26 protein-coding genes are annotated in these 26673 nt (G+C 60.2%); 13 read left to right on the top strand and 13 right to left on the bottom strand.

Going from position 1 to position 26673, the window contains the following annotated elements; all coding sequences use genetic code 11:
* Positions 1 to 8: 8 nt before the first annotated feature.
* The 3 genes from RVY89_RS01645 to mltB form a co-directional block, all read right to left on the bottom strand.
* A complete protein-coding gene (locus RVY89_RS01645) occupies positions 9 to 869 on the bottom strand; it encodes a metal ABC transporter permease (protein ID WP_484826716.1) in 861 nt (286 codons plus the stop codon).
* On the bottom strand, positions 866 to 1519 hold the full coding sequence (locus tag RVY89_RS01640; RefSeq protein WP_484826715.1) for a metal ABC transporter ATP-binding protein: 654 nt from the start codon (positions 1517 to 1519) through the stop codon (positions 866 to 868). The genes RVY89_RS01645 and RVY89_RS01640 overlap by 4 nt, the downstream gene beginning before the upstream one ends.
* 312 nt (positions 1520 to 1831) lie before the next feature.
* Entirely contained in the window at positions 1832 to 2932 is a 1101-nt protein-coding gene (gene mltB / locus RVY89_RS01635; RefSeq protein WP_484826714.1) for a lytic murein transglycosylase B, read from the bottom strand.
* A 252-nt stretch (positions 2933 to 3184) separates the two neighbouring features.
* Here mltB and srlA point away from each other — a divergent pair, with 252 nt between their 5' ends.
* The 7 genes from srlA to gutQ all read left to right on the top strand — a co-directional run bounded on the left by srlA (position 3185) and on the right by gutQ (position 8155).
* Positions 3185 to 3748 carry a PTS glucitol/sorbitol transporter subunit IIC gene (gene srlA, locus RVY89_RS01630; protein ID WP_023333189.1) on the top strand — a complete coding sequence of 188 codons (564 nt, stop codon included), beginning with the start codon at positions 3185 to 3187 and terminating at the stop codon, positions 3746 to 3748.
* Positions 3745 to 4704 carry a PTS glucitol/sorbitol transporter subunit IIB gene (gene srlE, locus RVY89_RS01625; RefSeq protein WP_335245971.1) on the top strand — a complete coding sequence of 320 codons (960 nt, stop codon included), beginning with the start codon at positions 3745 to 3747 and terminating at the stop codon, positions 4702 to 4704. The genes srlA and srlE overlap by 4 nt, the downstream gene beginning before the upstream one ends.
* Before the next feature lie 12 nt (positions 4705 to 4716).
* The gene (gene srlB / locus RVY89_RS01620; protein ID WP_484826713.1) at positions 4717 to 5079 is read left to right on the top strand and encodes a PTS glucitol/sorbitol transporter subunit IIA; all 363 of its coding nucleotides are present in this window, start codon (positions 4717 to 4719) and stop codon (positions 5077 to 5079) included.
* Between the two features lie 14 nt (positions 5080 to 5093).
* Entirely contained in the window at positions 5094 to 5873 is a 780-nt protein-coding gene (gene srlD / locus RVY89_RS01615; RefSeq protein ID WP_032643018.1) for a sorbitol-6-phosphate dehydrogenase, read from the top strand.
* A gap of 127 nt (positions 5874 to 6000) precedes the next feature.
* Positions 6001 to 6360 carry a transcriptional regulator GutM gene (gene gutM, locus RVY89_RS01610; protein ID WP_262802301.1) on the top strand — a complete coding sequence of 120 codons (360 nt, stop codon included), beginning with the start codon at positions 6001 to 6003 and terminating at the stop codon, positions 6358 to 6360.
* Positions 6361 to 6423: 63 nt separating this feature from the next.
* Positions 6424 to 7197 (top strand): glucitol operon DNA-binding transcriptional repressor SrlR, encoded by a 774-nt coding sequence (gene srlR / locus RVY89_RS01605; protein WP_484826712.1) that lies wholly within the window; start codon positions 6424 to 6426, stop codon positions 7195 to 7197.
* Positions 7190 to 8155 (top strand): arabinose-5-phosphate isomerase GutQ, encoded by a 966-nt coding sequence (gutQ, locus tag RVY89_RS01600; protein WP_024907709.1) that lies wholly within the window; start codon positions 7190 to 7192, stop codon positions 8153 to 8155. Before srlR ends, gutQ begins: the two co-directional genes overlap by 8 nt.
* On the opposite strand, the gene norR is transcribed toward gutQ, so the two are convergent.
* The gene (norR, locus tag RVY89_RS01595; RefSeq protein ID WP_484826711.1) at positions 8152 to 9666 is read right to left on the bottom strand and encodes a nitric oxide reductase transcriptional regulator NorR; all 1515 of its coding nucleotides are present in this window, start codon (positions 9664 to 9666) and stop codon (positions 8152 to 8154) included. The two genes, gutQ and norR, sit on opposite strands and share 4 nt — an antisense overlap.
* Positions 9667 to 9854: 188 nt before the next feature.
* On the opposite strand from norR, the gene norV reads away from it, so the two are divergent.
* The 4 genes from norV to RVY89_RS01575 all read left to right on the top strand — a co-directional run bounded on the left by norV (position 9855) and on the right by RVY89_RS01575 (position 14683).
* A complete protein-coding gene (norV, locus tag RVY89_RS01590) occupies positions 9855 to 11297 on the top strand; it encodes an anaerobic nitric oxide reductase flavorubredoxin (RefSeq protein ID WP_484826710.1) in 1443 nt (480 codons plus the stop codon).
* Positions 11294 to 12427 carry an NADH:flavorubredoxin reductase NorW gene (norW, locus tag RVY89_RS01585; RefSeq protein ID WP_484826709.1) on the top strand — a complete coding sequence of 378 codons (1134 nt, stop codon included), beginning with the start codon at positions 11294 to 11296 and terminating at the stop codon, positions 12425 to 12427. Before norV ends, norW begins: the two co-directional genes overlap by 4 nt.
* A 276-nt stretch (positions 12428 to 12703) precedes the next feature.
* Positions 12704 to 12862 (top strand): hypothetical protein, encoded by a 159-nt coding sequence (locus RVY89_RS01580; RefSeq protein ID WP_484826708.1) that lies wholly within the window; start codon positions 12704 to 12706, stop codon positions 12860 to 12862.
* A gap of 156 nt (positions 12863 to 13018) precedes the next feature.
* Positions 13019 to 14683: an SgrR family transcriptional regulator gene (locus RVY89_RS01575; RefSeq protein WP_484826707.1), complete on the top strand. Its 1665-nt coding sequence runs from the start codon at positions 13019 to 13021 to the stop codon at positions 14681 to 14683.
* Here the strand turns inward: RVY89_RS01575 and RVY89_RS01570 are convergent.
* The 4 genes from RVY89_RS01570 to RVY89_RS01555 form a co-directional block, all read right to left on the bottom strand.
* Positions 14656 to 15678 carry a HoxN/HupN/NixA family nickel/cobalt transporter gene (locus RVY89_RS01570; RefSeq protein ID WP_484826706.1) on the bottom strand — a complete coding sequence of 341 codons (1023 nt, stop codon included), beginning with the start codon at positions 15676 to 15678 and terminating at the stop codon, positions 14656 to 14658. The two genes, RVY89_RS01575 and RVY89_RS01570, sit on opposite strands and share 28 nt — an antisense overlap.
* A gap of 1 nt (position 15679) precedes the next feature.
* A complete protein-coding gene (hypF, locus tag RVY89_RS01565; RefSeq protein ID WP_484826705.1) occupies positions 15680 to 17896 on the bottom strand; it encodes a carbamoyltransferase HypF in 2217 nt (738 codons plus the stop codon).
* Between the two features lie 5 nt (positions 17897 to 17901).
* Entirely contained in the window at positions 17902 to 18447 is a 546-nt protein-coding gene (hydN, locus tag RVY89_RS01560) for an electron transport protein HydN (RefSeq protein ID WP_235400465.1), read from the bottom strand.
* A gap of 134 nt (positions 18448 to 18581) precedes the next feature.
* Positions 18582 to 19595: a LacI family DNA-binding transcriptional regulator gene (locus RVY89_RS01555; protein ID WP_484826704.1), complete on the bottom strand. Its 1014-nt coding sequence runs from the start codon at positions 19593 to 19595 to the stop codon at positions 18582 to 18584.
* A gap of 214 nt (positions 19596 to 19809) precedes the next feature.
* Here RVY89_RS01555 and ascF point away from each other — a divergent pair, with 214 nt between their 5' ends.
* Positions 19810 to 21261 carry a PTS cellobiose/arbutin/salicin transporter subunit IIBC gene (gene ascF / locus RVY89_RS01550; RefSeq protein ID WP_484826703.1) on the top strand — a complete coding sequence of 484 codons (1452 nt, stop codon included), beginning with the start codon at positions 19810 to 19812 and terminating at the stop codon, positions 21259 to 21261.
* Between the two features lie 18 nt (positions 21262 to 21279).
* Positions 21280 to 22704 carry a 6-phospho-beta-glucosidase gene (locus RVY89_RS01545; protein WP_484826702.1) on the top strand — a complete coding sequence of 475 codons (1425 nt, stop codon included), beginning with the start codon at positions 21280 to 21282 and terminating at the stop codon, positions 22702 to 22704.
* 55 nt (positions 22705 to 22759) lie between these two features.
* On the opposite strand, the gene hycI is transcribed toward RVY89_RS01545, so the two are convergent.
* From hycI to hycE, 5 genes are read right to left on the bottom strand one after another with little or no spacing between them, the layout of a single operon-like run.
* Positions 22760 to 23245, bottom strand: a complete 486-nt coding sequence (hycI, locus tag RVY89_RS01540; RefSeq protein ID WP_484826701.1) for a hydrogenase maturation peptidase HycI — start codon at positions 23243 to 23245, stop codon at positions 22760 to 22762.
* The gene (locus tag RVY89_RS01535) at positions 23238 to 23648 is read right to left on the bottom strand and encodes a formate hydrogenlyase maturation HycH family protein (RefSeq protein WP_484826700.1); all 411 of its coding nucleotides are present in this window, start codon (positions 23646 to 23648) and stop codon (positions 23238 to 23240) included. The genes hycI and RVY89_RS01535 overlap by 8 nt, the downstream gene beginning before the upstream one ends.
* Entirely contained in the window at positions 23645 to 24412 is a 768-nt protein-coding gene (locus RVY89_RS01530; RefSeq protein ID WP_484826699.1) for an NADH-quinone oxidoreductase subunit B family protein, read from the bottom strand. Before RVY89_RS01530 ends, RVY89_RS01535 begins: the two co-directional genes overlap by 4 nt.
* Positions 24412 to 24954, bottom strand: coding sequence for a formate hydrogenlyase complex iron-sulfur subunit (locus tag RVY89_RS01525; RefSeq protein WP_407602285.1), 543 nt, complete (start codon positions 24952 to 24954; stop codon positions 24412 to 24414). Before RVY89_RS01525 ends, RVY89_RS01530 begins: the two co-directional genes overlap by 1 nt.
* Before the next feature lie 9 nt (positions 24955 to 24963).
* A complete protein-coding gene (hycE, locus tag RVY89_RS01520) occupies positions 24964 to 26673 on the bottom strand; it encodes a formate hydrogenlyase subunit HycE (RefSeq protein WP_148769288.1) in 1710 nt (569 codons plus the stop codon).

Here is a 26673-nt window from a genome sequence, read left to right as displayed (position 1 = left end):
CCCTTGCGTTAAAAATACGCCCGCAGACTGCCAGCGAGCCTGCTTCGCGTACCCAATAAAATGGAAATAAAGAACAGCGCGCTGGCGGTGAGCACGATGGATGGCCCGGCGGGAAGACCCATCGCCCAGGAGAGGCTCAGCCCCAGCCATGCGCAGAAAATACCGCTGATGCCCGCCATCAGCAGTAACGCCGGTAGCGTGCGCACCCAGCAGCGGGCCGCCACGGCTGGAAGCATCATCAGCCCGACGGCCATCAGCGTGCCGAGCACCTGAAAACCGGCCACCAGGTTAAGCACCAGCAGCGCCAGAAAAAGTCCGTGCAGCAACCCAGGCAGCCAGCGGGCGTTCACCTCTAGCCAGGCGGTATCAAACGCTTCGGTAACCAGCCCGCGATAGAACAGCGCCAGCACGATAAGGGTGAACATGCACACGCCCGTGACAAACAGCGCGGCGTCGTTGTCCACGGCGAGGATGGAGCCAAACAGCAGATGCAGCAGATCGACATTCGACCCACGAAGCGACACCAGCGTGACCCCCAGCGCCAGCGAGCCAAGATAAAACCCGGCAAAGCTGGCGTCTTCCTTAAGCGGCGTGCGTCGACTGACCAGACCGGCCAGCAGCGCCACGGTAATGCCCGCGATAAAACCGCCAATGCTCATCGCCAGCAGCGACATGCCGCTGAGCAAGTATCCCACGGCGACGCCCGGTAAAATGGCGTGAGAAAGGGCATCGCCCATCAGGCTCATTCGGCGCAGCTGAAGAAACACGCCGAGCGCGGTGGTGCTGACCGAGAGCGCCAGGCAAACCACCAGCGCGCGCCGCATAAAGCCGTATTCAATAAACGGCTGAAAAAAGAGATGCCAGATCATGCCACCCTCACCCGCTCGGTTTTCCACTGGGGAACGTCAGCATCCAGCCGTAACGTCTGCGGGAAATGGCGCGACACGCGCTCGCTGTCGTGCAGTACCGCGAGCAGCGTTTGCCCCTGCATATACATCTCCAGCATCACATCCATCAGCACGTTGCAGGTGGCTTCATCGACCCCGGTAAAGGGCTCATCCAGCATCACCAGCGGCGCCTGCTGCACCAGGACGCGGGCAAACAGCATGCGCTGGAACTGACCGCCGGAGAGCTCATCGATGGTGGATAACGCCATGGATTCCAGCCCGACCCGCTCAAGCGCGCTGGCAATGCGCAGCCGCGTTTCGCGGCGAAACCCGGAAAACAGCGAAATGCCCGGCCAGCAGCCCATGCTTACGACGTCCTGTACGGTTAACGGAAACTGCGCCTCCAGCGCGTGACGCTGTGCCAGCCAGCCGATTACCAGACGCTTACCCTGCCAGCGGAAGCCGCCGCTGACGGGCGGGATAAATCCCGCCAGCGTTTTCAGCAGCGTGGATTTCCCGCAGCCGTTAGCGCCGATAATGGCAGTCATGCTTCCGCGCTCAATCGTGCCCGAGAGAGGCCGCGTAACGGGCTGGCGTTCATAACCCGCGACCAGTTCATTCATCACAATCATGGCAACGCCACCGCCCAGCGCACGGCCAGCCCGAGAAAGACAATAAGCACCAGCGCCAGCAAAAGCCGAACCGGAGCAGACAGAGAAAAAAGGGAGGTTGACATCTCGACACCATTTCAAATGTTATAACATAACAATAATGAAAGGTGATTAAGATGTAAATGGCAGGTTTGAAAAGGGAGTGTGGCGAAATGTTTCTGCAAAACTTCCCTCTCCCGTGGGAGAGGGTCAGGGTGAGGGCATCAGGCTGCACCGTGCGCGCAGCCATGCCGGGTGGCGGCGTTGCCTTACCCGGCCTACCGTCGGAGCGGCTTACTGACTAAACGGTGACGCCGCCGGCACGCGGGCCTGCGATACCGCCAGCCCCAGCTGCCATACGGCCATTGCATAGTGGGTGCTGTGGTTATAGCGGGTGATGGTGTAGAAGTTCGGCAGACCGTACCAGTACTGATAGCCCGTTCCGACGTCCAGACGCAGCAGGCTCGCCTGCTGTGCATTACCCAGCGGCTGCGTTGGCGTTAGGCCTGCCGCCGTCAGCTGCGAAATGCTGTAGTTGGTTTTGAAGCCGTTTTCCAGACCAAACGCCTCGCCGTTTGCCTGCACCGCTACCTGGCCGCCCGGCACCCAGCCGTGCGCCTTGAAGTAGTTCGCCACGCTGCCGATGGCATCCACCGGATCCCACAGGTTGATGTGACCATCTCCGTTAAAGTCGACGGCATACTGTTTATAGGACGACGGCATAAACTGGCCGTAGCCCATCGCGCCGGCAAACGACCCTTTCAGATCGAGCGGATCGTCCTGTTCGTTACGCGCCATCAGCAGGAAGGTTTCCAGCTCGGAAGAGAAATACTCCGCGCGGCGCGGATAGTTAAAGGAGAGCGTCGCCAGCGCGTCAAGGATGCGGGTTTTGCCCATCACGCGGCCCCAGCGGGTTTCCACGCCGATAATCCCGACGATGATTTCAGGCGGTACGCCGTACACCTGCCATGCGCGGTTGAGCGCCTCTTCATACTGATTCCAGAACGCCACGCCGTTTTGCACGTTATCCGGGGTAATGAACTGTTTGCGATAGCGCAGCCACGCTCCGTTTGGCCCGCTCGGCACCTGGGCCGTCGGCGCCTGTCTGTCCATCAGGCGCAGCACGTAGTCCAGACGCTTGGCCTGAGACAAAATTTCGTGCAGCTGTTGTCTGTCAAAGCCGTGTTTGCTCACCATTTTATCGATGAACTGCTCGGCCGCCGGGTTATTCGCGAAGTCGCCGCCCATCTGCATCATATTGTGCTGCGGCTCCAGCAGAAATCCTCCGGAAGGCGCGCCCGCCGTTTGCTGAACGGCTTCGGTCTTAGGTTTGCTACTACAGGCAGACAGCAGAATAAGCGCAGGCAACAGCGCTGCATAACGACGCTTGAACATGAGACATCCATTTAACGGGTTCGATAAGAACCCAGTATGGTAAAGCATCCGCAACACCTCAAGGAAGCGGTACGCACCTCCCCTACGCAAATCCGCGCTTTTTTCCACCGAAAATCCTTGCCCTCACCAATAAACTTTCAAAATAATCCATTTTTCTTTCATTGTGAGATCTAACTAACACTTTAAAACCTTTCAAAGTGATTATTATTAGCCCAGCCAGACAAAAACAAAAAAGCCTTACAGGAGAGAAGAATGATAGAAACCATCACCCACGGCGCCGAGTGGTTCATCGGGCTGTTTCAGAAAGGCGGAGAAGTGTTCACCGGCATGGTGACCGGGATCCTGCCTCTGCTGATCAGCCTGCTGGTGATTATGAACGCGCTGATTAACTTTATCGGCCAGCAGCGCATTGAACGCTTCGCCCAGCGCTGTGCCGGGAATCCGCTGTCCCGCTACCTGGTGTTGCCGTTCATCGGTACCTTCGTGTTCTGTAACCCGATGACCTTAAGCCTCGGCCGCTTTATGCCAGAGAAGTACAAGCCGAGCTATTACGCCGCCGCCTCCTACAGCTGCCATTCCATGAACGGCCTGTTCCCGCACATCAACCCCGGCGAGCTGTTCGTTTATCTCGGGATCGCCAGCGGCCTTACCACGCTTGGCCTGCCGCTCGGCCCGCTGGCGGTGAGCTACCTGCTGGTCGGTCTGGTGACCAACTTCTTCCGCGGCTGGGTAACCGACCTTACCACCGCTATTTTCGAGAAAAAAATGGGCATCCAGCTTGAACAGAAAGTCCATCTTTCAGGAGCCACAGCATGAACCGGATCCGCATTGAAAAAGGCACGGGCGGCTGGGGCGGCCCGCTGGAGTTCGACGCCACCGAAGGCAAAAAGATCGTCTACATCACCGCGGGTACTCGCCCGGCGATCGTCGACAGGCTGCGCGAGCTGACCGGCTGGGAAGCGGTCGACGGCTTCAAGGAAGGCGAGCCGCCGGAGGCGGAAATCGGCGTGGCGGTGATCGACTGCGGCGGCACGCTGCGCTGCGGCATCTATCCGAAGCGCCGCATTCCGACGGTGAATATTCACTCCACCGGAAAATCCGGCCCGCTGGCGCAGTACATCCTCGAGGACATTTACGTTTCGGGCGTCAAGGAAGACAACATCACCCTGGTGAAGGGGACGCCTGCGCCGCAAAAAGCGGCCCCGCGCGAGTACGACACCAGCAAGAAAATCACCGAGCAGAGCGACGGCCTGCTGGCGAAAGTCGGGATGGGCATGGGTTCCGCCGTGGCGGTGCTGTTCCAGTCCGGGCGCGACACCATCGATACGGTGCTCAAGACCATTCTGCCGTTTATGGCGTTCGTCTCGGCGCTGATCGGCATCATCATGGCTTCCGGCCTGGGCGACTGGATTGCCCATGGCCTCGCCCCGCTCGCCAGCCACCCGCTCGGGCTGGTGACGCTGGCGCTGATCTGCTCCTTCCCGCTGCTGTCGCCGTTCCTCGGCCCGGGCGCGGTGATTGCTCAGGTCATCGGCGTGCTGATTGGCGTGCAGATTGGTCTGGGGAACATTCCTCCGCACCTCGCCCTGCCCGCCCTGTTTGCCATTAACGCCCAGGCGGCGTGCGACTTTATCCCCGTGGGTCTGTCGCTGGCGGAAGCGCGCCAGGACACCGTGCGCGTGGGCGTGCCGTCCGTGCTGGTCAGCCGCTTCCTGACGGGCGCGCCGACGGTGCTGATTGCCTGGTTTGTCTCCGGCTTTATTTATCAATAAGAGGTTCCTGCCATGACCGTGATTTACCAGACCACCATTACCCGCATCGGCCAGAGCGCTGCGGATGCGCTGAGCGATCAGATGCTGATCACCTTTCGCGAAGGTGCCCCTGCGGATATCGAAGAGTTTTGCTTTATCCACTGCCACGGCGAGCTGAACGGTGAGCTGAAGGTCGGGAGCCAGCTGGAACTGGGCGAGGCGCGCTATGCCGTGACCGCCGTCGGCGACGTCGCTGAACAAAACCTGCGCGAGCTGGGCCACATCACCCTGCGTTTCGACGGCCAGCCGCAGGCCGAATATCCCGGCACGGTTCACGTCGATGGTCCGGTTCCGCAGGCTGTCACCCCAGGCTGCACGTTAAAATTTGTTGCGTAATTAAGGAGAAACACATGAGTCAGGTTGCCGTTGTCATTGGTGGAGGACAAACCTTAGGCGAGTTCCTCTGCCGTGGGCTTGCCGCAGAGGGCTATCGCGTGGCGGTAGTGGACATTCAGAGTGAAAAAGCCGCCCGCGTGGCGGACGCCATCAACACCGAGTTTGGCGAAGGAATGGCGTACGGGTTTGGCGCCGACGCCACCAGCGAGCAGAGCGTGATGGCGCTGGCCCGCGGCGTGGACGAGATTTTTGGGCGTACCGACCTGCTGGTCTACAGCGCGGGAATTGCGAAAGCGGCCTTTATCAGCGATTTCGAGCTGGGGGATTTTGACCGCTCGCTGCAGGTCAATCTGGTGGGCTATTTCCTCTGCGCCCGCGAGTTTTCCCGCCTGATGATCCGCGACGGCATTCAGGGGCGCATCATTCAGATCAACTCAAAATCGGGGAAAGTAGGCAGCAAACACAACTCCGGCTACAGCGCGGCGAAGTTTGGCGGCGTGGGGCTGACGCAGTCTCTGGCGCTGGATCTGGCCGAATACGGTATTACCGTTCACTCGCTGATGCTGGGCAACCTGCTGAAATCGCCGATGTTCCAGTCCCTGCTGCCGCAGTACGCCACCAAGCTCGGCATCAAAGCGGAAGAAGTGGAGCAGTACTACATCGATAAAGTGCCGCTCAAGCGCGGGTGCGATTACCAGGACGTGCTGAACATGCTGCTGTTTTACGCCAGCCCGAAAGCCTCGTACTGCACCGGGCAGTCGATCAACGTGACCGGCGGACAGGTGATGTTCTGATCGAGCGGTTTGTTCCCCCTCACCCTAACCCTCTCCCCGGAGGGGAGAGGGGACGCTCAGGTGCAGCCTTTTCCCCCTCGCCCCTTTGGGGAGAGGGACGGGGTGAGGGGACAAATAAGGAGCCAACATGGTAACAACACTCATCACCGTCGCCGCCCTCGCCTGGCTGTGCCAGATGGCGTTCGGCGGCTGGCAGATCCACCAGTTTAACCGCGCGTTTGATGCCCTGTGCCAGAAAGGCCGCGTCGGTGTAGGGCGTTCCGGCGGACGCTTCAAACCGCGGGTCGTCGTGGCTATTGCGCTGGATGAAAACAATAACGTCTGCGATTCCCTCATCATGCGCGGCATGACCGTCTTTGCCCGACCGGTGAAAATCCAGGCAATCAACGGCATTTCGCTGCAGGAATTGCAGCCTGATGTGATCTTTCCCCATGATCCACTCTGTCAGAATGCACTATCATTAGCGCTTAATCTGAAACATGGATAATTTCGTTGTGAAAGATATAGACTTGCGAAATTATCATTTCGCAACCTAAGGAACGAAGCGCCTATGAAACCTCGTCAGCGGCAGGCGGCCATTCTCGAGCATCTGCAAAAGCAGGGAAAATGTTCGGTAGAGGATCTGGCCCACTACTTTGACACCACCGGCACGACGATACGCAAGGATCTTGTATTGCTCGAAAACTCTGGCGCCGTTATTCGAACCTACGGCGGCGTGGTGCTTAACAAGGACGAAGCAGACCCGCCCATCGACCACAAAACGCTGATCAATACACACCAGAAAGCGATGATTGCCGAAGCCGCAGTAAAATTTATCCACGATGGCGACTCCATCATTCTGGATGCCGGCAGCACCGTCCTGCAGATGATCCCGCTGCTCAGCCGCTTTAATAACATCACGGTGATGACCAACAGCCTGCACATCGTCAACGCGCTGTCGGAGTTCGACAGCGAGCAAACCATCCTGATGCCCGGCGGCACCTTCCGCAAAAAATCAGCGTCGTTTCACGGCCAGCTGGCGGAAAACGCCTTCGACCACTTCAGCTTCGACAAGCTGTTTATGGGCACCGACGGCATCGACCTGAACGCGGGCGTCACGACCTTCAACGAGGTGTTCAGCGTCAGTAAAGCCATGTGCAACGCCGCGCGGGAAGTGATTTTGATGGCAGACTCCTCGAAGTTTGGCCGCAAAAGCCCCAACATTGTCTGTAGCCTGGAAAGCGTCGATAAGCTGATTACCGACGCGGGTATCGATCCGGCGTTCAGGAAAGCGCTGGAAGAGAAAGGCATCGACGTGATCGTAACCGGAGAGAGAGATGAGTGATTTTCTGTTAGAAACGGGCCGCCAGACGCTGATGCTGGAGCTGCAGGAAGCCAGCCGCCTGCCGGAACGTCTGGGCGAGGATTTTGTCCGCGCCGCCAACACCATTATCCACTGCGAAGGCAAAGTGATCGTGGCGGGCATCGGTAAATCCGGCCACATCGGCAAAAAGATTGCCGCAACGCTGGCCAGCACCGGCACCCCGGCGTTCTTTGTGCATCCTGCAGAAGCGCTGCACGGCGATCTGGGGATGATTGAGAGCCGCGACGTGATGCTGTTTATCTCCTACTCCGGCTCGGCGAAAGAGCTGGATCTGATCATCCCGCGGCTGCAGGAAAAGTCCGTCGCCCTGCTGGCGATGACCGGGAAATCCCGCTCGCCGCTGGCGCTGGCCGCCAAAGCGACGCTGGATATTTCCGTTGAGCGAGAAGCCTGTCCGATGCACCTCGCCCCGACCTCAAGCACCGTCAATACGCTGATGATGGGCGACGCGCTGGCGATGGCGGTAATGCAGGCGCGCGGCTTTAACGAAGAAGATTTCGCCCGCTCGCATCCGGCGGGGGCGCTCGGCGCACGCCTGCTCAACAAGGTTCACCACCTGATGCGCACTGACGATGCCATTCCGCAGGTCAAACTCGATACCAGCGTGATGGACGCGATGCTGGAGCTCAGCCGCACCGGACTGGGGCTGGTGGCGGTGTGCGACGACGACGGGTACGTCAAAGGCGTATTCACCGACGGCGACCTGCGCCGCTGGCTGGTGGGCGGCGGCAAGCTGGAAACCAAAGTGTCGGACGCTATGACCCAGGGCGGGCTGACGCTGAACGCCGAGAGCCGCGCCATCGAAGCCAAAGAGGTGCTGATGAAGCGCAAAATCACCGCCGCACCGGTGGTGGATGACGCCGGCAGGCTGTGCGGCGCCATCAACCTGCAGGATTTCTATCAGGCGGGGATAATCTAACCCTTCAGCCCAAGACGCTTCGCCAGCCGGTGCAGGTTGGCGACGTCCATCTCCAGCGCCCGGGCGCACGCCGCCCAGCTGCGGTTGTTCTGATCCAGCGCGCGTATAATCATCTGACGCTGAAACGCCTCCGTGGCGTTACGCAGGTTTTCACTCGTTATCTCCGGTGCTGCATGGGCAATCGTCGGTGCGGCTTCATCATGCTGCGCAAAATGCCGCGCGTGAATCACCACTTCATCACCCGAACGCGTCGCCCGCGCCAGTACCACCGCGCGGTGAATCGCATGCTCCAGCTCGCGCACGTTGCCCGGCCACCCGTAGCTCAACAGATGAGCCCTCGCCCCCGGGCTCAGCACCACGCGGGAAAGCCCCATCCTGAGACGGCACTGCTCGCAGAAAAAGCCTGCCAGCAGCACCACGTCGTCCCCGCGCTCGCGCAGCGGCGGCACAGAGAGCGGGAACACGCTCAGGCGGTGGAACAGGTCGGCGCGGAACTGCCCGGCCAGCACCGCCTCGCGCAGGTCGCGGTTGGTTGCCGCCAGCACGCGCACGTCCACTCTGTGACTGCGGTCATCCCCCACGCGCTGGATGTCGCCGTACTGCAATACGCGCAGGAGCTTGGCCTGTAGCGACAGGGAGAGCTCGCCGATTTCATCCAGAAACAGCGTGCCGTTATCGGCCATTTCGAACTTGCCGCTGCGGTTGCTGATGGCCCCGGTAAACGCCCCTTTGACGTGACCGAACAGCTCGCTTTCCGCCACGCTTTCCGGCAGCGCGGCGCAGTTGAGGTACACCAGCGGATTGACCGCGCGCGGCGAAGCTTCGTGAATGGACTTCGCCACCAGCTCCTTCCCGGTGCCGGTCTCCCCGAAGATCAGCACGTTCAAATCGGACGCGGCGACGATCTCAATCTCTTTTTTGAGCTGCGCCATGCCCGGCGAGAGGCCGATCATCTCCGTGTGCGCGACCTGCTCAAACGCCGCCGGGCTGCCGGGAAGAATGTTCTGGCTCTCCAGCTGTTCAATCAGCAGCGCGTTGTTAAGCGCCCCGGCGGCCAGGGCGGCAATGAGGCGCAGCTCTTCATCGCTGAAAGTATCGAACTGGTCCGGCGACATGCCGTCGAGGGTTAACGCGCCAATCAGGTTCTGCCCGGCAAACAGCGGCAGTCCGATGCAGGCGTGTACCTTCAGGCTTTCCTGTCCGGGAATAAGCCCGTCGTACGGATCGGGCAGATCGCTGTCCGCCGGGAAGCGCACCACGTCACCCGCGCGGGCAATGGTTTCCAGACGCGGATGGCCTTCAAGGGTAAAGCGCCGTCCGAGCACGTCCTTCGCCAGGCCGTCGATTGCCAGGGGAATAAACTGACGTCCTTCGTAGCGCAGCAGCGCCGAGGCGTCGCACGCCAGCACGTGGCGCAGCGTGGAGATCAGCCGCTGAAAGCGGTCCTGATGGCCGATACCGGTCTGCAGCTCAATGGCGATCTTCGCCAGCACGTCTACGGAAAAACTCATCTTGACCTCGCTGTCATTTTGACAATCCATATTGTCATATTGACACTATATTTGATAGTCATAATGACTACCCATTACGGATCATAAAAACATTAATCAAATAAAATCAACAGATTAAAAGTTGGCACGCAGCTTGATATAAGCAAACCATCTTATTTGAAAAACGCGATATTACGCTGAGGTTTGCTATGTCTATTCTGGTTAAAAACAACATTCATTGGGTGGGGCAACGTGACTGGGAAGTGCGCGATTTCCACGGGACGGAATATAAAACGCTGCGCGGCAGCAGCTACAACAGCTATCTCATCCGCGAAGGAAAAAACGTGCTGATCGATACCGTCGATCACAAATTCAGCCGCGAGTTCGTACAGAACCTGCGCGGTGAAATCGATCTGAACGCCATCGACTACATCATCATCAACCACGCGGAAGAGGATCACGCCGGGGCGCTGACCGAGCTGATGTCCCACATTCCGGATACCCCGATCTACTGCACCACCAACGCCATTGACTCCATCAACGGCCACCACCACCATCCGGAGTGGAACTTCCACACCGTGAAAACCGGCGACACGCTGGATATCGGCAACGGCAAACAGCTGATCTTCGTGGAAACCCCAATGCTGCACTGGCCGGACAGCATGATGACCTACATGACCGGCGACGCGGTGCTGTTCAGCAACGACGCCTTCGGCCAGCACTACTGCGACGAGCGCCTGTTTAATGACGAAGTGGATCAGACCGAGCTGTTCGAACAGTGCCAGCGGTACTATGCCAACATCCTGACCCCGTTCAGCCGCCTGGTGACGCCAAAAATTACCGAAATCCTCGGCTTCAACCTGCCGGTGGATATGATTGCCACCTCTCACGGCGTGGTGTGGCGTGAAAATCCTACCCAGATCGTCGAGCTGTACCTGAAGTGGGCGGCGGATTATCAGGAAGACCGCATCACGATCTTCTACGACACCATGTCCAATAATACCCGCATGATGGCGGACGCCATCGCCCAGGGCATCAACGAAGTGGACCCCAACGTGGCGGTGAAAATCTTCAACGTGGCGCGCAGCGATAAGAACGAGGTATTGACCAACGTGTTCCGCTCTAAGGGCGTGCTGGTGGGCACCTCCACCATGAATAACGTGATGATGCCGAAAATTGCCGGTCTGGTCGAAGAGATGACCGGCCTGCGTTTTCGCAACAAGCGCGCCAGCGCCTTTGGCTCCCACGGCTGGAGCGGCGGCGCGGTCGACCGCCTTTCCACCCGTTTACAGGATGCCGGTTTTGAAATGTTCCTGAGCCTGAAGGCGAAATGGCGGCCGGGTATCGACGCTCTGGAGATCTGCCGCCAGCACGGCCGCGACATCGCCCGTCAGTGGGCACTCGCACCGCTGCCCGAAGTGGCGGTAAAACCAACCGAACAGCAGGACGCCTGCGCCGCCGCAACAGCCGCCGATCCCGGACCGCGCATGCAGTGCAGCGTCTGCCAGTGGATTTATGACCCTGAACTGGGCGAGCCGCTGCAGGATGTTGCCCCGGGCACGCCGTGGCGCGACGTACCGGACAACTTTCTCTGTCCGGAATGTTCCCTCGGGAAAGACGTCTTTGACGAACTGGGTACGGAGGCAAAATGAGCAACGGTATCGTCATCATCGGATCGGGCTTCGCCGCCCGCCAGCTGGTGAAAAACATCCGCAAACAGGATGCCAGCGTGCCGCTGACGGTGATTGCCGCCGACAGCATGGACGAGTACAACAAGCCCGATTTAAGCCACGTCGTCAGCCAGAATCAGCGCGCCGAAGACCTCACCCGCCAGACGGCGGGGGAGTTCGCAGAACAGTTTAACCTGCGTCTGTTTCCGTACACCTGGGTCACCGATATCGACGCCAGCGCCCACGTGGTGATAGCGAAAGATAAAACGTGGCAGTACGACAGGCTGGTGCTGGCGACGGGAGCCTCTGCGTTTGTGCCGCCGGTTGAGGGCCGCGAGCTGATGTTCACCCTCAACAGCCTGCAGGAGTATCAGGCCAGCGAAACGGCGCTTCGCGACGCGCAACGGGTAATGATTGTCGGCGGCGGGCTGATAGGTACCGAGCTGGCGATGGACTTCTGCCGGGCGGGTAAATCCGTGACGCTGGTCGACCATGCGGCGAGCATTCTGTCGTCGCTAATGCCAGCAGAAGTAAGCAGTCGCTTACAGCATCGCCTGACCGACATGGGGGTGCATCTGCTGCTCAAATCGCAGCTGCAAAGCCTGAGCAAAACCGAAGGCGGCATTCGTGCCACGCTCGACCGCAGCCGCAGCGTTGATGTGGATGCGGTAATCGCGGCAACGGGCCTGCGCCCGGAAACCGCGCTGGCTCACCGCGCAGGCGCCGAAACAGGACGTGGCGTGAAGGTAAATAGCTACCTGCAAACCACCCAGCCCGATATATACGCGTTAGGTGACTGCGCTGAAATTAACGGTCAGGTGCTGCCCTTTTTACAGCCAATTCAATTAAGCGCGATGTATCTGGCGAAAAACCTGCTCGGCGACAGCGCGCCGATAAAATTACCCACCATGCTGATTAAAGTCAAAACGCCGGAATTACCGCTGCATCTTGCCGGTGAAATGCGACGTCATGATTTGAACTGGCAAATTACCCTCGAACCGCAGGGAATGGTCGCGCGCGGCGCGGATAACGAGGGTAAGATTCGCGCTTTTGTTGTTAGTGAAGACCGGATGAAGGAGGCTTTCGCTCTGCTGAAACTGCTACCTTCTTAACCCTCTTTTTGCCGGGTGACGCTTCGTTCACCCGGCCAACAACAAGTCTACGCTGACTTAACCTTTGGATTTTATTATTCACTACCCCGATATTCCTGGGCTTTTTTTTACGCATTCTATTCATCAAAAAAATGCAAAGTAGATATATCATCACCATTAATCCCTTATTTATTATTTCCATTAATACTTAAATGCGGAACAGCTTAAAAACATCACCCTGTTTTATTATTTGCATCCGGCCTAGTCTGAAAAGGTATAATCAGCCGGAGACAAATCATGACGACTTTTCATAAAGAACTCAATTATCTTTCTCGCTATTTCAAAAAAGCGAAGCATGCTGAACACGTTTTATTTCGCTGGCTTTATTTGAGCCCTGAGGCGCGCATTGAGCGTCTGCGTGAGCTGATGATGCCGGTCAGTGAACATAAGCGGTAATTGCCGGGTGGCGCTACGCTTACCCAGCCAACAAAGCCCGCAGGCCCGCGTAGCGCCGCCGGGCAAAAAAACCGGAACACTTTATCCATCCTGGCCTTATTTATTCCGCAAAAAGCCCTACACTCTCAGCATCCCTCTTTTTACCGGTATGCCGCTATGCGCCAGCTTCAGAAAATCCGTCAGTATCAACGGCTTTATCAGCACTACGGCGCATCGCCTGCGTCCACGACAATCTCTGAAGTCGCGGAGGTTGCGCTGTGCAGCGAACGTCATGCGCGCACCCTGCTGCGCCAGCTCGCGCAAAGCGGATGGCTAAGCTGGGACGCGCAGCCGGGGCGCGGGCACCGTGCCACCCTGCACTGCCTGGCCACCACCAGCGAGCTGAGCGCGCCGCTGATGCACGCCTGTCTGGAAAAAGGAGATTACCAGAGCGCGCTGCAGCTGGCCGACGGCGATCCGGCCAGCCTGCACCACATCATCACCCCGTTTTTAGGCGGCAAATGGCTTAAGCATCAGCCAACGCTGCGCATTCCGTGGTATCGCCCGCTGACCTCGCTGCATCCTGCCCTTCAGCGCCGCCGCGCCGAACAGCATATTATCTGCGCGGTTCACGCGGGGCTGACGCGCTACGCGCCCGGCCACAATCAGCCGGTAGCGGATTTAGCCCATCACTGGGATACCCGTGACGACAAACGTCGCTGGCGCTTTTACCTGCGCAGCGGCGCGCACTGGCATAACGGGCAGGCCATCAGCGATGAAGATGTTCTCAGCGCGATGCGGCAGATGCTGGCCGATCCGGCGCGCAGCGCGGGGTTTGCGCACGTTCAAACGGTGTCGCTTGTCGCCCCCTGGTGCCTGGAGATTGTGCTGATCGCGCCCGATGCCATGCTGGCGCATCGTCTCGCGCATCACGCCTGTCGGCTGCCGCATCCGCAGCAGCCGACTATCGGCGCGGGTCCCTTTGCTATCGCCCATCACCACTCGCACTACCTGCGCCTTGAGCGCCAGCCCTGGTACTTTGCGGCGCACCCGCTGCTGCATGCGATTGAGTTCTGGCGAACCCGCAGCGAGGCGGAAAAATCGGCGTGGATCACCGTGGGAAAAGGCGAAAATGCCCGGAAGTCCGTCACCTCCACCAGCAGCGGCTTTGCCTGGCTGATGCTGAATGGCGGACTGGCACACCCGCTGGCCGACTGGCTGCGTCAGGAAATTCAGCATCTTAACCAGCAGTACCTCCGTCGGGAGGATGTCGATACCCGCACCGAAATTCTACCCGGCATCAAAACGCCCGCGTTTGCGGATGCCTCCGACGTGGCGCTCCCGGCGACCCTTTCTCTGATCTGTTACGACACGCCGGGGCTGTGCGATCTGGCCAGCATGCTGCAAACGCGCCTGAAAAAGCGCGGCTGTGACGTTAACATCCAGCGGAAGGACCGCGAGGCGTGGCACGCCCCCGACGCGCTGGCGCAGGGGGATATTTTACTGGGGGATTATCTGGCGGGTGAAGCGGCGGAATTCGCGCTGGCAGAGTGGTTTACCGAAGAGCCCGCGTGGGCCACAGCGCTGGGACAGACCGCCTGGCAAAAAGCGAAGCAGACCCTGATGGCGTACTGCGAAAGCGAAGAGAGCCTGCTAAAACATCTGCCCGCCTTCTTTCAACGCCTGCTGGAAAGCGGCGCCTGCACGCCGCTGTTCCACTACCGCTATCGTCTTAACACCCTGGAAAACGTGCAGGACATTGTGCTGACCGCCAGCGGCTGGCTTGATTTTACCCGTGCCTGGCTGCCGCCGGATCAGGAACGCACCACAAGCGCGTCGTAGCCGCGCCAGCGGTAGTTGACCATGGAGATCAGCCAGCAGGCAACGAACAGCCCGACCACCACAAACCCGGCGTTGCCCAGGTTGTCGTTCACCGCGCCAATCAGATCCCAGACGCCGCCGCTGAGGGCAAATTTATCCATCAGCAGACCCAGCGCTTCCAGCCCGCCGATAAACAGCGCCACCACCACGGAGGTGCCGGTGATGGTCATGTTGTAATAGAGCTTGCGCTGCGGCTTGTTAAACGCCCAGCCGTAGGCACCGACCATCAGCAGGTTATCGAGGGTATCCACCAGCGCCATGCCGCTGGCGAAGAGTGCCGGGAAGATCATGATTGACCACACCGACATACCGCTGGATGCGCTGGCGGCAGAGATCCCCAGCACGCCAATCTCGGTGGCCGTGTCAAAGCCGAGACCAAACAGGAATCCCACCAGGTACATCTGCCAGCTTTTATTGACGAGGCGGAAGGTCTTGCCAAACAGCCAGTTCATGACGCCGCCCTGGGCAGGCAGCGTGATGTCGCCCTGCACGGGCCTGCCGTGTTTCAGCGCCTGAAAACTGCGCCAGACGCCGCGCAGGATCACCATGTTCACCAGCGCCATCGCCAGCAGGAAAGTCGCCGACACCGCCGTGCCAATCAGGCTGCCGGTTTCGTGGAACCATTCCATGTTTTTCTGAAACGCCGTCGCGGTAGCGGCGATAGCAATGGAGGCCAGCACCACGATGGTGGAGTGCCCCAGCGAGAACCACGCCCCCACGCCGGACGGGCGTTTGCCCTGCTGCATCATCTTACGCGTCACGGTATCAATAGCCGCGATGTGGTCAGCATCCACCGCGTGACGCAGCCCGTAGCACCACGCCAGCAGGCTCGCGGCCATCAGCGCCGTGCTGCCGTTAAAAGCGTGCCATGCCCATCCCCAGGCCAGCAGGTTTGCCATTACCAGAGCCAGCAGCAGAAGCGCGGCGCGAGGTTCATTGCGTAAGAGTCGTAACATTTTAAGTCCTTTGTGAACATGACCGGGCAGCGGCGATCGCCGCCTGCCCGAAGGAGATCGCTCCGTCACCTGCGGGCAGGCGCGAAGGAAAAAGAAGCGTAAAGTCAGAAAGATAATGGCGCATGCGCGCGCGCAGCAGACGGTTGTGCAGCACGCCTCCGCTGAGACAAATTGTCGAAAGCGACAAGCGTCGGGCATGGAGCGCGGCGAGATGCGCCAGCCCTTTAGCCAGCGCGTCGTGAAACGCCCACGCGCGCTCGCAGGGCTCTGCCTGCCAGCTCAGCCACTGCTGCCAGAAAAGCGCGAAGTCTTCCACCGACAGCGTAACCGGGTGTTCGACGCCGTTGCACTGTGCCGCCAGCGCTTCCAGCCTGCAGGCCGCTTCACCCTCCCAGGATTGGGTTTCTATACCCAGCGCGCAGGCGACGGCATCGAACAGGCGACCACAGGACGAGGCCTGCGGCGCGTTGATGCCGCGCCGGATCGCCGTCGCCAGCAGCGGCCAGTTCTGGCGCCGTACCGCGTGGGTTTCCGGGTGCTGCTGCCAGTCAGAGACAAACGCCAGGCAGTGGGCGAGTAAATTACGCCACGGCTGCCGCGCCGCCAGATCGCCGCCCGGCAGCGCAACGGCAGGCAGGCCGCCCAGACGCTCGCACTCAAGATAGTTCACCCGCAGGCACTCCCCACCCCACAGCGCGTCGTTTTCACCCATGCCGATCCCGTCCAGCGTCAGGGCAATTGCGTCTCCGCCGTCGAGCGGCCAGCCGTTCTCCGCCAGGCACGCCGCCGCATGGGCGTGATGATGCAGCACGGTTTCAACGGGCAGCCCCTGCGCCTGCGCCCACTGGCGGGCGCGGTACCCCGGATGGGCGTCGCACACCACGCGCTCCGGCTGGAAGGCGTAAATGTCCTGCATCACCGACAGCGCGGAACGCCACTGCGCTTCGACACCCTCGTCTCCGAGATCGCCAAAATGCTGGCTCAGCACCGCCTGATTTCCACGCACCAGGCAGAAGGTGTTTTTCATATCCGCCCCGGTGCACAGCATGGCGGGGATATTGTCGAACCCGGCAGGCAGCGTGATGGCATCAGGCACAAAACCGCGCGCGCGGCGAAGCATCGCGCCGTCGCGATCCATCACTGAATCATCCATCCGCTGCAGGATTTCGCGATTGTGCAGCAGGAAGCCGTCTGCGATGTCGCCTAGCTCATCCAACGCCTGCCGGTTGGTCATCGCAGGCGGTCTGCCGCTGAGGTTGCCTGAAGTCATCACCAGCGGGCGCTGGCTGTCTGTCATCAGCAAATGCTGCAGCGGGTTAGCGGGAAGCATGATGCCAATACAATCGAGCCCCGGGGCAATCTCTTCGGGAAACCCGGGAAGCGAGGCTTTTGGGGTCAGCACAATCGGCGCTGCGGAGGAGCGTAACAGCGTCTGGATCGCCTCCTGCACGCCGTCCGAATTTGGGATCATCACCGCCAGCGGCTTCGACGGGCGCTTCTTGCGTGACCGTAATTTCACTATCGCCTGTGGGTTTTGCGCATCGCAGACGAGGTGAAACCCGCCCAGTCCTTTGACCGCGACAATACCGCCGCTTTTCAGCATCGCCACCGCAGCGCGCAGCGCAGCCTCGCGCTCGGCGGTCATGTCGCCCGCACGCCACTCCAGCGCGGGTCCGCAGTCCGGGCAGGCTACCGGCTGGGCGTGAAAACGGCGGTCGGCAGGATTGCGGTATTCTGCTTCACACGGCCCGCAGAGCGGGAACGGCGCCATTGCCGTGGCCGGGCGGTCGTAGGGCATGGCGCGGATAATGGTAAACCGCGGCCCGCAGTGGGTGCAGTTGATAAACGGATAGCGATAGCGACGTTCGCGTGGGTCGCACATCTCAGCCAGACACGCCGGGCAGGTCGCCGCATCGGGGACAATCTGGGTGTCCATCGTCCCGGCCGCGCTGTGGCGGATGGTAAAGTCTTCCGGTACGCGCGCCCAGGTCAACGGCTGCATTTCCACGCGGTCAATGCGTGCCAGCGGCGGGCAGTCCTGATGCAGCCTCGCGGTAAAGGCCCCCCCATTACCCGCGAGGCGCACCAGCACGCCCTCTCCGTCATTGCAGACGTCACCGGTCAACTGAAGCGCCTGCGCCAGCTGCCAGACGAAGGGACGAAACCCGACGCCCTGCACTTTGCCGCGCACGCGCAGCTGAACGCCGTTGCTGCTCATACGGTTCAGAACAGCAGTGATGACGAGGTGTCGAACGCCGCGCGACGGCGCTTTTCGGCGCTCATCTGCTCAAGCTTGTCGCGATCCACGCAGACCAGCGCATGCGTCGGGCAGGCTTCCATACAGGCCGGGCCGGCGTCGCGGTGGTAGCACAGGTCGCATTTATTGGCTTCGGCTTTGTCCGCGCGCACGTTCAGCCCCATGCCGCTGTTGCGCACCACCGGACGGACTACCACCTCCATCGCGCCATACGGGCAGGCGACCACGCAGGTTTTGCAGCCAATGCAGCGCTCCTGCATGACATGCACAAAGCCTTTCTCGCGTTTAATCGCCCCGTTCGGGCAGACGTTCGCGCACGGTGCGTCTTCGCACTGGCGACAGATGGCGGCGGTAGAAATATTCACGCCTTTGATGACGTGGATGCGCGGCAGGAAGGTGTCAGGGGTAAGCGACGCGCAGTCCTGCTCCGCCTGATGGGAAACCACGCACGCCACTTCACAGGTACGGCAACCAATACACTTACTGGCATCGGCCATAATAAAACGGTTCATCTGCTTCTCCAGCATTACAGTTATGCGCGGAGATATTCATAAACCGTGCCAATAATTAAGCTATTGATTTTATTTAATTTTAAAAATCACAGCGGTGCCGTCATCGTCACTTATGACGATGACAGCTGTCGACATCAGCGGTGCGGGCCGTCAATAACCGAGTCGCGCAGGACAAGCTCGCCGGAGAAGGTTTGCTGATATTTAAACTCACCGCCGTCGAGCATGAAGATCAGGCGGCTGATGGTCTCTTTGATCATCTCCGTTACCGGGATGCGGACGCTGGAGAGCGACGGCACAATGTAAGGCGCGATGGCCACATCGTCGAAACCAATCACCGACACCGCGTCCGGCGTGGCCACGCCGCTGTCGTGCAGCTGCTTCATGGCGCCGATTGCCATATCGTCATTGCTCGCCACCAGCGCCGTAAAGCGCTCACCGCGAGCAAGCAGTTCGGACACCGCCGCCGCGCCGCTGGCGGGGTTCCACTTCCCCTGCGCAATCAGCCCCTCGCGCAGCGGAATACCGTGCTGCGCCAGCGCGTCCTTATAGCCGGAGAGACGCTCAACCCCGGTGGGGGAATCCAGCGAGCCGGTGATAAAGGCGATCTCCCGATGCCCTTTCGCAATCAGCTGTGACACCGAGTCCTGGCTGGAGGCTTTATGATCGGACCACACGCTGTGGCTGCTGTTTTTCCGCAGGCGGCGGTTAAGCACCATAATGGGCTGCTCGCACTTCTCGACGATCTGATCCATCTCTTCCACGCTCAGAAAACGCGGATAGATAATCACCGCGTCGCAGCGCATATCGAGCAGATACTGGATCGCCTCGCGCTCCTCATCGGCGCTGTGCTTGCCGTCCGCGAGGATCAGCTGCCGCCCTTTCTCTTCCGTCATGCGCGCGGCGTGAAACAGCAGCTCGCTAAAGTAGACGCCGTGATACAAGGTGTTCGTCATTACCAGGCCCAGCGTCTGGGTGCGTTTGGTCGCCAGGTTGCGCGCCAGCAAATTTGGGCGATAGCCGCTCTCTTCAATGGCCTGAAACACCCTGTCTTTGGTCTCCTGGCTGACATAGCCGTTGCCCGACAGCACCCGGGACACCGTGGCTTTCGAAACGCCTGCCCGCTTCGCCACTTCAAGCATCGTGGTCATGTTGTTATTCCGTCTGAATCTGATGAAGCGCAGTGTACTGCACTGCAGAAAAATTGTCGCAGCGGCGAAATCACGCTTTTGGTTCGCGCTGGTGATCGGCGTCACGAAATAAAAAAATGGTTAAAAAGCGATCTTGTTTCACTCAAAGAAACTGATGATGATTATGTGAAACCGGTTTCCTACATTTCACACAACGATAACAGGATCACATCCGATGGCCAAAAATTACGCCGCGCTGGCGAACGACGTTGTCAGCGCCCTGGGCGGCAAAGAGAACATCGTCGCCGTCACCCACTGCATGACGCGTCTGCGTTTTGTTCTGAAAGATGAAAGCCTCACCGACGCCACGCGCCTGAAAAGCATCAGCGGCGTGCTCGGCGTGGTGCGCAGCGACAACCAGTGCCAGGTGATCATTGGCAATACCGTCTCTCAGGCGTACCGCGAGGTGGTGAGCCTGCTGCCTACGGACCTGCAGCCCGCAGTGCCGGAAGGCCCGCAGAAGCTGACGCTGCGCCGGATTGGCGCGGGGATCCTCGACGCGCTGATCGGCACTATGTCCCCGCTGATCCCGGCGATCATCGGCGGCTCGATGGTCAAGCTGCTGGCGATGATCCTTGAGATGACCGGCGTGCTGCCAAAAGGCGCGCCGACGCTGACTATTCTGACCGTCATCGGTGACGGCGCGTTCTTCTTCCTGCCGCTGATGGTGGCGGCCTCGGCAGCGGTGAAATTCAAAACCAACATGTCGCTGGCGATAGCCATCGCGGGCGTGCTGGTGCACCCGAGCTTTATCGAGCTGATGGCGAAAGCCGCGCAGGGCGAGCACGTTGAGTTCGCCTTTATTCCGGTGACGGCGGTGAAATACACCTACACCGTCATCCCCGCGCTGGTAATGACCTGGTGCCTGTCGTACATCGAACGCTGGGTGGATCGCATTACGCCGGCGGTAACGAAAAACTTCCTCAAGCCGATGCTGATCGTGCTGATTGCCGCCCCGCTCGCCATCGCGCTGATTGGCCCGCTGGGGATCTGGATCGGTAGCGCCATCTCCGCGCTGGTCTACACCATTCACGGCTATCTCGGCTGGCTCTCCGTCGCCATCATGGGTGCGCTGTGGCCGCTGCTGGTCATGACCGGCATGCACCGCGTGTTTACGCCAACCATCATTCAGACCATCGCCGAAACGGGCAAGGAAGGGATGGTGATGCCGTCGGAAATCGGCGCCAACCTGTCGCTCGGCGGCTCGTCGCTGGCGGTGGCGTGGAAAACCAAAAACCCGGAGCTGCGCCAGACGGCGCTGGCGGCGGCGGCCTCTGCCATCATGGCGGGGATTTCTGAACCGGCCCTGTACGGCGTCGCGATACGTCTGAAACGCCCGCTGATTGCAAGCCTGATCAGCGGCTTTATCTGCGGCGCGGTTGCCGGTATCGCGGGTCTTGCCAGCCACTCGATGGCGGCTCCGGGGCTGTTTACCAGCGTACAGTTCTTCGACCCGGCGAACCCGATGACCATCGTCTGGGTGTTTGGCGTGATGGGTCTGGCAGTGGTGCTGTCGTTTGTTCTGACCCTGATACTGGGCTTTGAGGATATTCCGGTCGAAGACGACGCTGAAAAAGCCCGCGCCCTGCAGACCGCACCGGTACAGAACAACGCAGCAAAAGCATAAATTGAAAGCGAGGTAAGAATGTCTGTTTTTCCACAAGGATTTTTATGGGGCGGCGCGCTTGCCGCCAACCAAAGTGAAGGCGCTTACCGTGAGGGCGGCAAAGGGCTGACGACGGTCGATATGATCCCCCACGGCGCGAACCGCCTGGCGGTGAAGCTGGGTAAGGAAAAGCGTTTTTCGCTGCGTGACGACGAATTCTACCCGAGCCATGAAGCGATTGATTTTTACCATCGCTATAAAGAGGACATCGCCCTGATGGCGGAGATGGGCTTTACGGTGTTCCGCACCTCGATCGCCTGGAGCCGCCTCTATCCGAACGGCGACGAGCCGCTGCCGAACGAAGAGGGCATTGCCTTCTACCGCGCGGTGTTCGAGGAGTGCAAAAAGTACAACATCGAGCCGCTGGTGACCCTCTGTCACTTCGACGTGCCGATGCACCTGGTGACGGAGTACGGCTCATGGCGCAACCGCAAGATGGTCGATTTCTTCGCCCGCTACGCCCGCACCTGCTTTGAAGAGTTTAACGGGCTGGTGAAATACTGGCTGACCTTCAACGAAATCAACATCATGCTGCACAGCCCGTTCTCCGGCGCGGGGCTGGTGTTTGAGGAAGGCGAAAACGAAGACCAGGTGAAATACCAGGCCGCACACCACGAGCTGGTGGCGAGCGCGCTGGCGACCAAAATCGCCCACGAGGTGAACCCGGAAAACCAGGTCGGCTGCATGCTGGCGGGCGGAAATTTCTATCCGTACTCCTGCAAGCCGGAAGACGTGTGGATGGCGCTGGAGAAAGACCGCGAGAACCTGTTCTTTATCGACGTGCAGGCGCGCGGCAGCTATCCGGCCTATTCTGCCCGCGTATTCCGCGAGAAAGGCGTCGTGATTGTTAAAGACCCGGGCGACGATCTACTTCTGAAAAACACCGTCGATTTTGTCTCGTTCAGCTATTACGCCTCGCGCTGCGCCTCGGCGGATATGAACGCGAACAATACCAATGCGGCGAACATCGTCAAATCTCTGCGCAACCCGCACATTCAGGTGAGCGAATGGGGCTGGGGCATCGACCCGCTCGGCCTGCGCATCACCATGAACATGATGTACGACCGCTACCAGAAGCCGCTGTTCCTCGTGGAAAACGGCCTGGGAGCCAAAGATGTCGTTGATAAAAACGGCGAGATCAACGACGACTACCGCATTAGCTATCTGCGCGAGCACATCCGCGCAATGGGCGACGCGATTGAGGACGGCGTGCCGCTGATGGGCTACACCACCTGGGGCTGTATTGACCTGGTGGCCGCCTCAACGGGCGAGATGAGCAAGCGCTACGGGTTTGTGTACGTCGACCGCGACGACGCCGGGAACGGCACGCTGGAGCGGAAACGCAAGAAATCGTTCTGGTGGTATAAGAAGGTGATTGCGAGTAACGGGGGGGATCTGGCGTAGCCCCTCACCCTAACCCTCTCCCCAGAGGGGAGAGGGGACTGTTTCGGTGCGGTTTTCACCCTCTCCCCTCTGGGGAGAGGGTCGGGGTGAGGGGTTCAAACCCGCCATCTCCAACCCACTCTACAAGCCGTGAATAAACCACTTCCACCGCCTCCTTCACAGGCGGCGTCATCGGGTAATAAAACCCGACGATGTCCGGCTGAATCCCCAAAAACAGCACCTCGCCCACGTCGTCTTTAATCTGATCGACCAGGTAGTTCAGCGGCATGTTGTGGGTGGTCATCATAAACATCTCGGCGATATCGTCCGGGTCAATCAGGCGGATCTCGCCGGGGTTGAGCCCCATATCGGTGGCATCGACGATTAACAGCCTCTCCGGCCGCAGCTCGCGAATGGCGACCACGTCGTTTTCCGGCGCGCTGCCGCCGTCAATCACCACCCAACTGCCCTGCGGATTTGCGGTGCACATCTCCGCCAGCAGCGGGCCCGCGCCGTCGTCGCCCATCATGCTGTTGCCGACACACAGTAAAACGTCAGTCACGTAATCTCCTCACCATCAGGTAGATGGCGCTCTCCTGATGAATATCATGCAGCATGCCGAGCAGCGTTTTGCTCCACGCCTGCTGCTCGGGGGTTTGTCTGTTCAGCGCTGCGTCAAAGGCGTTGGCGAGCATCGCAATGTGGTTGGCATCGATCACGATCTCGCCGTACTTCGGCACGCCCTCCATCTTGCGCCGCGCCGTGCTGCCCTCCTCCAGCGTGGCGATCCACGCCAGGTATTCCGGCCACGGGCAGCTCAGCGCGGCCTCCAGGCAGTCAATCACCCCGAGGTGATGCCCAATCGCCAGGCTGTAATAGACCACCTGCTGCGCCGCATCCGGCGTGGCATCGTTCTCATCAATAAACTTACGGCTCAGCTGGCTGAACACCACCGTTTCACTCATCGGATACGCGCCTCATCCACAATGCTGTTCAGGTTCGCCACAATCTCATTGAGGCGCGGATCGTTTTCCGCCTCCAGCCAGCGCGCCACCTGATGCTCGCCCTGGCTCAGCAGGCGCAGATAGTCGTCGGCAATCTGACGGCCGTAGCGATAGCCCGCCAGCCTGCGCGCCGTGCGGTCGACCTTCACGCGCAGCGGCTGCACAATATCCGGGTGCAGAATGGCGGCCGGCTGGTTGTCCAGCTCGCCCGGCTCGCGGGCGTGGATTTTCTGCTCCAGCAGGCCGAGCGCCATGGCAAAGCCGTACAGCGTCGCGGCGGGCGTTGGCGGGCAGCCCGGAATGTAGACGTCCACCGGCACGATTTTGTCGGTGCCGCCCCAGACGCAGTAAAGATCGTGGAAGATGCCGCCGCTGTTGCCGCAGGCGCCGTACGAGATGCAGATTTTCGGGTCCGGCGCGGACTGCCAGGCGCGCAGCGCGGGCGAGCGCATGGCGCGGGTGACGGCCCCGGTAAACAGCAGGATGTCCGCATGACGCGGGGACGGCACCACTTTGATGCCGAAGCGCTCGGCGTCAAACAGCGGCGACAGGGTGGCAAAGATCTCAATCTCGCAGCCGTTGCAACCCCCGCAGTCCACGCGGTAAACGTAGGCCGAGCGTTTGATTTTTTTCAGCAGCGACGCCTTCATGCTGGCGATGGATTCGTCCACCGTCATCGGCACCGGAATGCCGTTAGCGTCGCGCGGGCCCAGTAGGTTTTCCATCAGCTGGCCTCTCTCATATGGCGGGTGATATCAATGCGGTCGGACGGCAGCAGGCACTTCTGACGCTTGCACTCCGGGCAGGTTTCAAAGCTTTCACGGTGATGCTCCGCGCGGGCGTCGCCGTTGTGCTGCAGCAGCGCGATGGCATAGTCGATCTCTTTCTGCACGGCGAACGGGCGTCTGCAGACGCGGCAGCTGCACAGCTCAAAGCGCGACTGCTGCAGGAAATCCTCTTTCTTCCACACCGCGAGCTCGTACTCCTGCGACAGGCGAATGGCGACCGTCGGACAGACCTCCTCGCAGCGGCCGCAGAAGATGCAGCGCCCGAGATTGAACTGCCAGGCCAGCTCGCCGGTTTTGAGATCCGTTTCCACCGTCAGGGCATTCGACGGACAGGCGTTGACGCAGGCCGCGCAGCCTATGCACTGCTGCGGGTTGTGCTCCGGCTTGCCGCGAAAGTTTTTATCGACCGGCATCGGCTCCAGCGGATAACGGCTGGTCTGCGTGCCGGTTTTGATCACTTTTTTGATAAAGGTAAACATGACGAATCCTTATTTCAGCGGCGAGTTCTTACGCTCGATGCTGTAGCGCTCAAGCTCTTTGTACGGCACCACCTGGCTTTTCTTCTTGCGCACGTCCACGACGGTCATGCGGTCGGTGCAGGAGTAGCACGGGTCGAGGCTGCCGATGATCAGCGGCGCATCGGAAACCGTGTTACCGCGCAGCATGTAGCGCAGGGTTGGCCAGTTGGCGTAGGTCGCCGCACGGCAGCGCCAGCGGTAGAGCTTCTGGTTGTCGCCGGTCATGCTCCAGTGAATGTCGTCCCCGCGCGGCGCTTCGGCAAAGCCGAGGGCAAAGCGGTTTGGAATGTAGGTGAAGCCCTCCACCATCAGCGGGCCGCCCGGCAGGTTGTCCAGACCAAAGTCGATCATGTTCAGCGCGGTGAACACCTCGTTGATGCGCACCTTGAGGCGCGAGATGACGTCGCAGCCCTGCTCGCTGTGCACGGTCATCGGCAGCAGGCCGTAGCCGACGAACGGGTGATCGGCACGCGTGTCGCGGGCGTGGCCGCTGGCGCGCACCATCGGGCCGACGTTGCTGAAGTCGCGGGCGATTTCCGGGTCAAGGCGGCCGATGCCGACGGTGCGCTGCTCGATGTTTGGCGTGCTGAGCAGCATGTCCACCAGCTCCTGCACGTCGCGGCGCATCTGCTGCGCCAGCTGGCGGGTCTGGATCATGTCGTCCTTCAGCAGGTCGCGGCGGATCCCGCCGATCAGGTTCAGGCCGTAGGTTTTACGCGCCCCGGTGAGGATCTCCGCCATCTTCATCGACGCCTCGCGCACGCGGAAGAACTGCATAAACCCGGAATCAAAGCCGACAAAGTGGCAGGCCAGGCCGAGGTTCAGCAGGTGCGAGTGCAGGCGCTCCACCTCCAGCAGGATGGCGCGGATCATCTGCGCGCGTTCCGGCACCACGATCCCCATGCCGTTCTCCACCGAGGTGGTGTAGGCGGTGCTGTGGGCAAAGCCGCAGATGCCGCACACGCGGTCAGAAAGAAACGTCACTTCGTTATAGCCCATGCGGGTTTCCGCCAGCTTTTCCATGCCGCGGTGGACGTAGAACAGGCGGTAGTCGGCGTCGATGATATTCTCGCCGTCGACGAACAGGCGGAAGTGGCCCGGCTCGTCGGAGGTGACGTGCAGCGGGCCGATCGGCACCACGTTGTTCTTCTTGCTGCCCAGCTCGTTGATGAATTCGTAGGTTTCACTGTCGGTGGTCGGCGCCGGGCGCTGGCGGTAGTCCATGCTGTCTTTGCGCAGCGGATAGAGTTCGTCCGGCCAGTCGTCCGGCAGCACCAGACGGCGTTCATCCGGCAGGCCGACCGGCACCAGGCCATACATGTCGCGCACTTCGCGCTCGCCCCAGACGGCGGCGGGCACGCGCGGCGTGACGGACGGGTATTCCGGCTTATTCGGGTCAACCTCGACGCGCACGGTGAGCCAGCACTTTTCGCCCTGCTCCATCGACATTACGTAGTACACCGCATAGCTGCCGCACAGCTGGCGCTCGTCGTTGCCGAACAGCACCGACAGCCAGCCGCCCTGCCGGTAGTAGAGAAACTCCACCACTTCCGGCAGGTAGTTCACCTTAATGGTGACGGTTACCTGGTCTTTGGTTTGCCAGGACTCCTCCAGCACCACGCCGGGGAAAGCCTGATGCAACGCGGCGAGATACTGCTGACCTTTCTTTTCTTCAGACAT

The organism is Enterobacter sp. 3U4, assembly GCF_057224565.1.
The sequence above is the reverse complement of the archived record's forward strand: the minus strand, read 5'-3'. Positions and strand labels throughout refer to the sequence as shown.

Bases quoted from the DNA above. Each gene is read 5' to 3' on its own strand.
- RVY89_RS01645 (WP_484826716.1), bottom strand. From the start codon at position 869: ATGATCTGGCATCTCTTTTTTCAGCCGTTTATTGAATACGGCTTTATG.
- RVY89_RS01640 (WP_484826715.1), bottom strand. From the start codon at position 1,519: ATGATTGTGATGAATGAACTGGTCGCGGGTTATGAACGCCAGCCCGTT.
- mltB (WP_484826714.1), bottom strand. From the start codon at position 2,932: ATGTTCAAGCGTCGTTATGCAGCGCTGTTGCCTGCGCTTATTCTGCTG.
- srlA (WP_023333189.1), top strand. From the start codon at position 3,185: ATGATAGAAACCATCACCCACGGCGCCGAGTGGTTCATCGGGCTGTTT.
- srlE (WP_335245971.1), top strand. From the start codon at position 3,745: ATGAACCGGATCCGCATTGAAAAAGGCACGGGCGGCTGGGGCGGCCCG.
- srlB (WP_484826713.1), top strand. From the start codon at position 4,717: ATGACCGTGATTTACCAGACCACCATTACCCGCATCGGCCAGAGCGCT.
- srlD (WP_032643018.1), top strand. From the start codon at position 5,094: ATGAGTCAGGTTGCCGTTGTCATTGGTGGAGGACAAACCTTAGGCGAG.
- gutM (WP_262802301.1), top strand. From the start codon at position 6,001: ATGGTAACAACACTCATCACCGTCGCCGCCCTCGCCTGGCTGTGCCAG.
- srlR (WP_484826712.1), top strand. From the start codon at position 6,424: ATGAAACCTCGTCAGCGGCAGGCGGCCATTCTCGAGCATCTGCAAAAG.
- gutQ (WP_024907709.1), top strand. From the start codon at position 7,190: ATGAGTGATTTTCTGTTAGAAACGGGCCGCCAGACGCTGATGCTGGAG.
- norR (WP_484826711.1), bottom strand. From the start codon at position 9,666: ATGAGTTTTTCCGTAGACGTGCTGGCGAAGATCGCCATTGAGCTGCAG.
- norV (WP_484826710.1), top strand. From the start codon at position 9,855: ATGTCTATTCTGGTTAAAAACAACATTCATTGGGTGGGGCAACGTGAC.
- norW (WP_484826709.1), top strand. From the start codon at position 11,294: ATGAGCAACGGTATCGTCATCATCGGATCGGGCTTCGCCGCCCGCCAG.
- RVY89_RS01580 (WP_484826708.1), top strand. From the start codon at position 12,704: ATGACGACTTTTCATAAAGAACTCAATTATCTTTCTCGCTATTTCAAA.
- RVY89_RS01575 (WP_484826707.1), top strand. From the start codon at position 13,019: ATGCGCCAGCTTCAGAAAATCCGTCAGTATCAACGGCTTTATCAGCAC.
- RVY89_RS01570 (WP_484826706.1), bottom strand. From the start codon at position 15,678: ATGTTACGACTCTTACGCAATGAACCTCGCGCCGCGCTTCTGCTGCTG.
- hypF (WP_484826705.1), bottom strand. From the start codon at position 17,896: ATGAGCAGCAACGGCGTTCAGCTGCGCGTGCGCGGCAAAGTGCAGGGC.
- hydN (WP_235400465.1), bottom strand. From the start codon at position 18,447: ATGAACCGTTTTATTATGGCCGATGCCAGTAAGTGTATTGGTTGCCGT.
- RVY89_RS01555 (WP_484826704.1), bottom strand. From the start codon at position 19,595: ATGACCACGATGCTTGAAGTGGCGAAGCGGGCAGGCGTTTCGAAAGCC.
- ascF (WP_484826703.1), top strand. From the start codon at position 19,810: ATGGCCAAAAATTACGCCGCGCTGGCGAACGACGTTGTCAGCGCCCTG.
- RVY89_RS01545 (WP_484826702.1), top strand. From the start codon at position 21,280: ATGTCTGTTTTTCCACAAGGATTTTTATGGGGCGGCGCGCTTGCCGCC.
- RVY89_RS01535 (WP_484826700.1), bottom strand. From the start codon at position 23,648: ATGAGTGAAACGGTGGTGTTCAGCCAGCTGAGCCGTAAGTTTATTGAT.
- RVY89_RS01530 (WP_484826699.1), bottom strand. From the start codon at position 24,412: ATGGAAAACCTACTGGGCCCGCGCGACGCTAACGGCATTCCGGTGCCG.
- RVY89_RS01525 (WP_407602285.1), bottom strand. From the start codon at position 24,954: ATGTTTACCTTTATCAAAAAAGTGATCAAAACCGGCACGCAGACCAGC.
- hycE (WP_148769288.1), bottom strand. From the start codon at position 26,673: ATGTCTGAAGAAAAGAAAGGTCAGCAGTATCTCGCCGCGTTGCATCAG.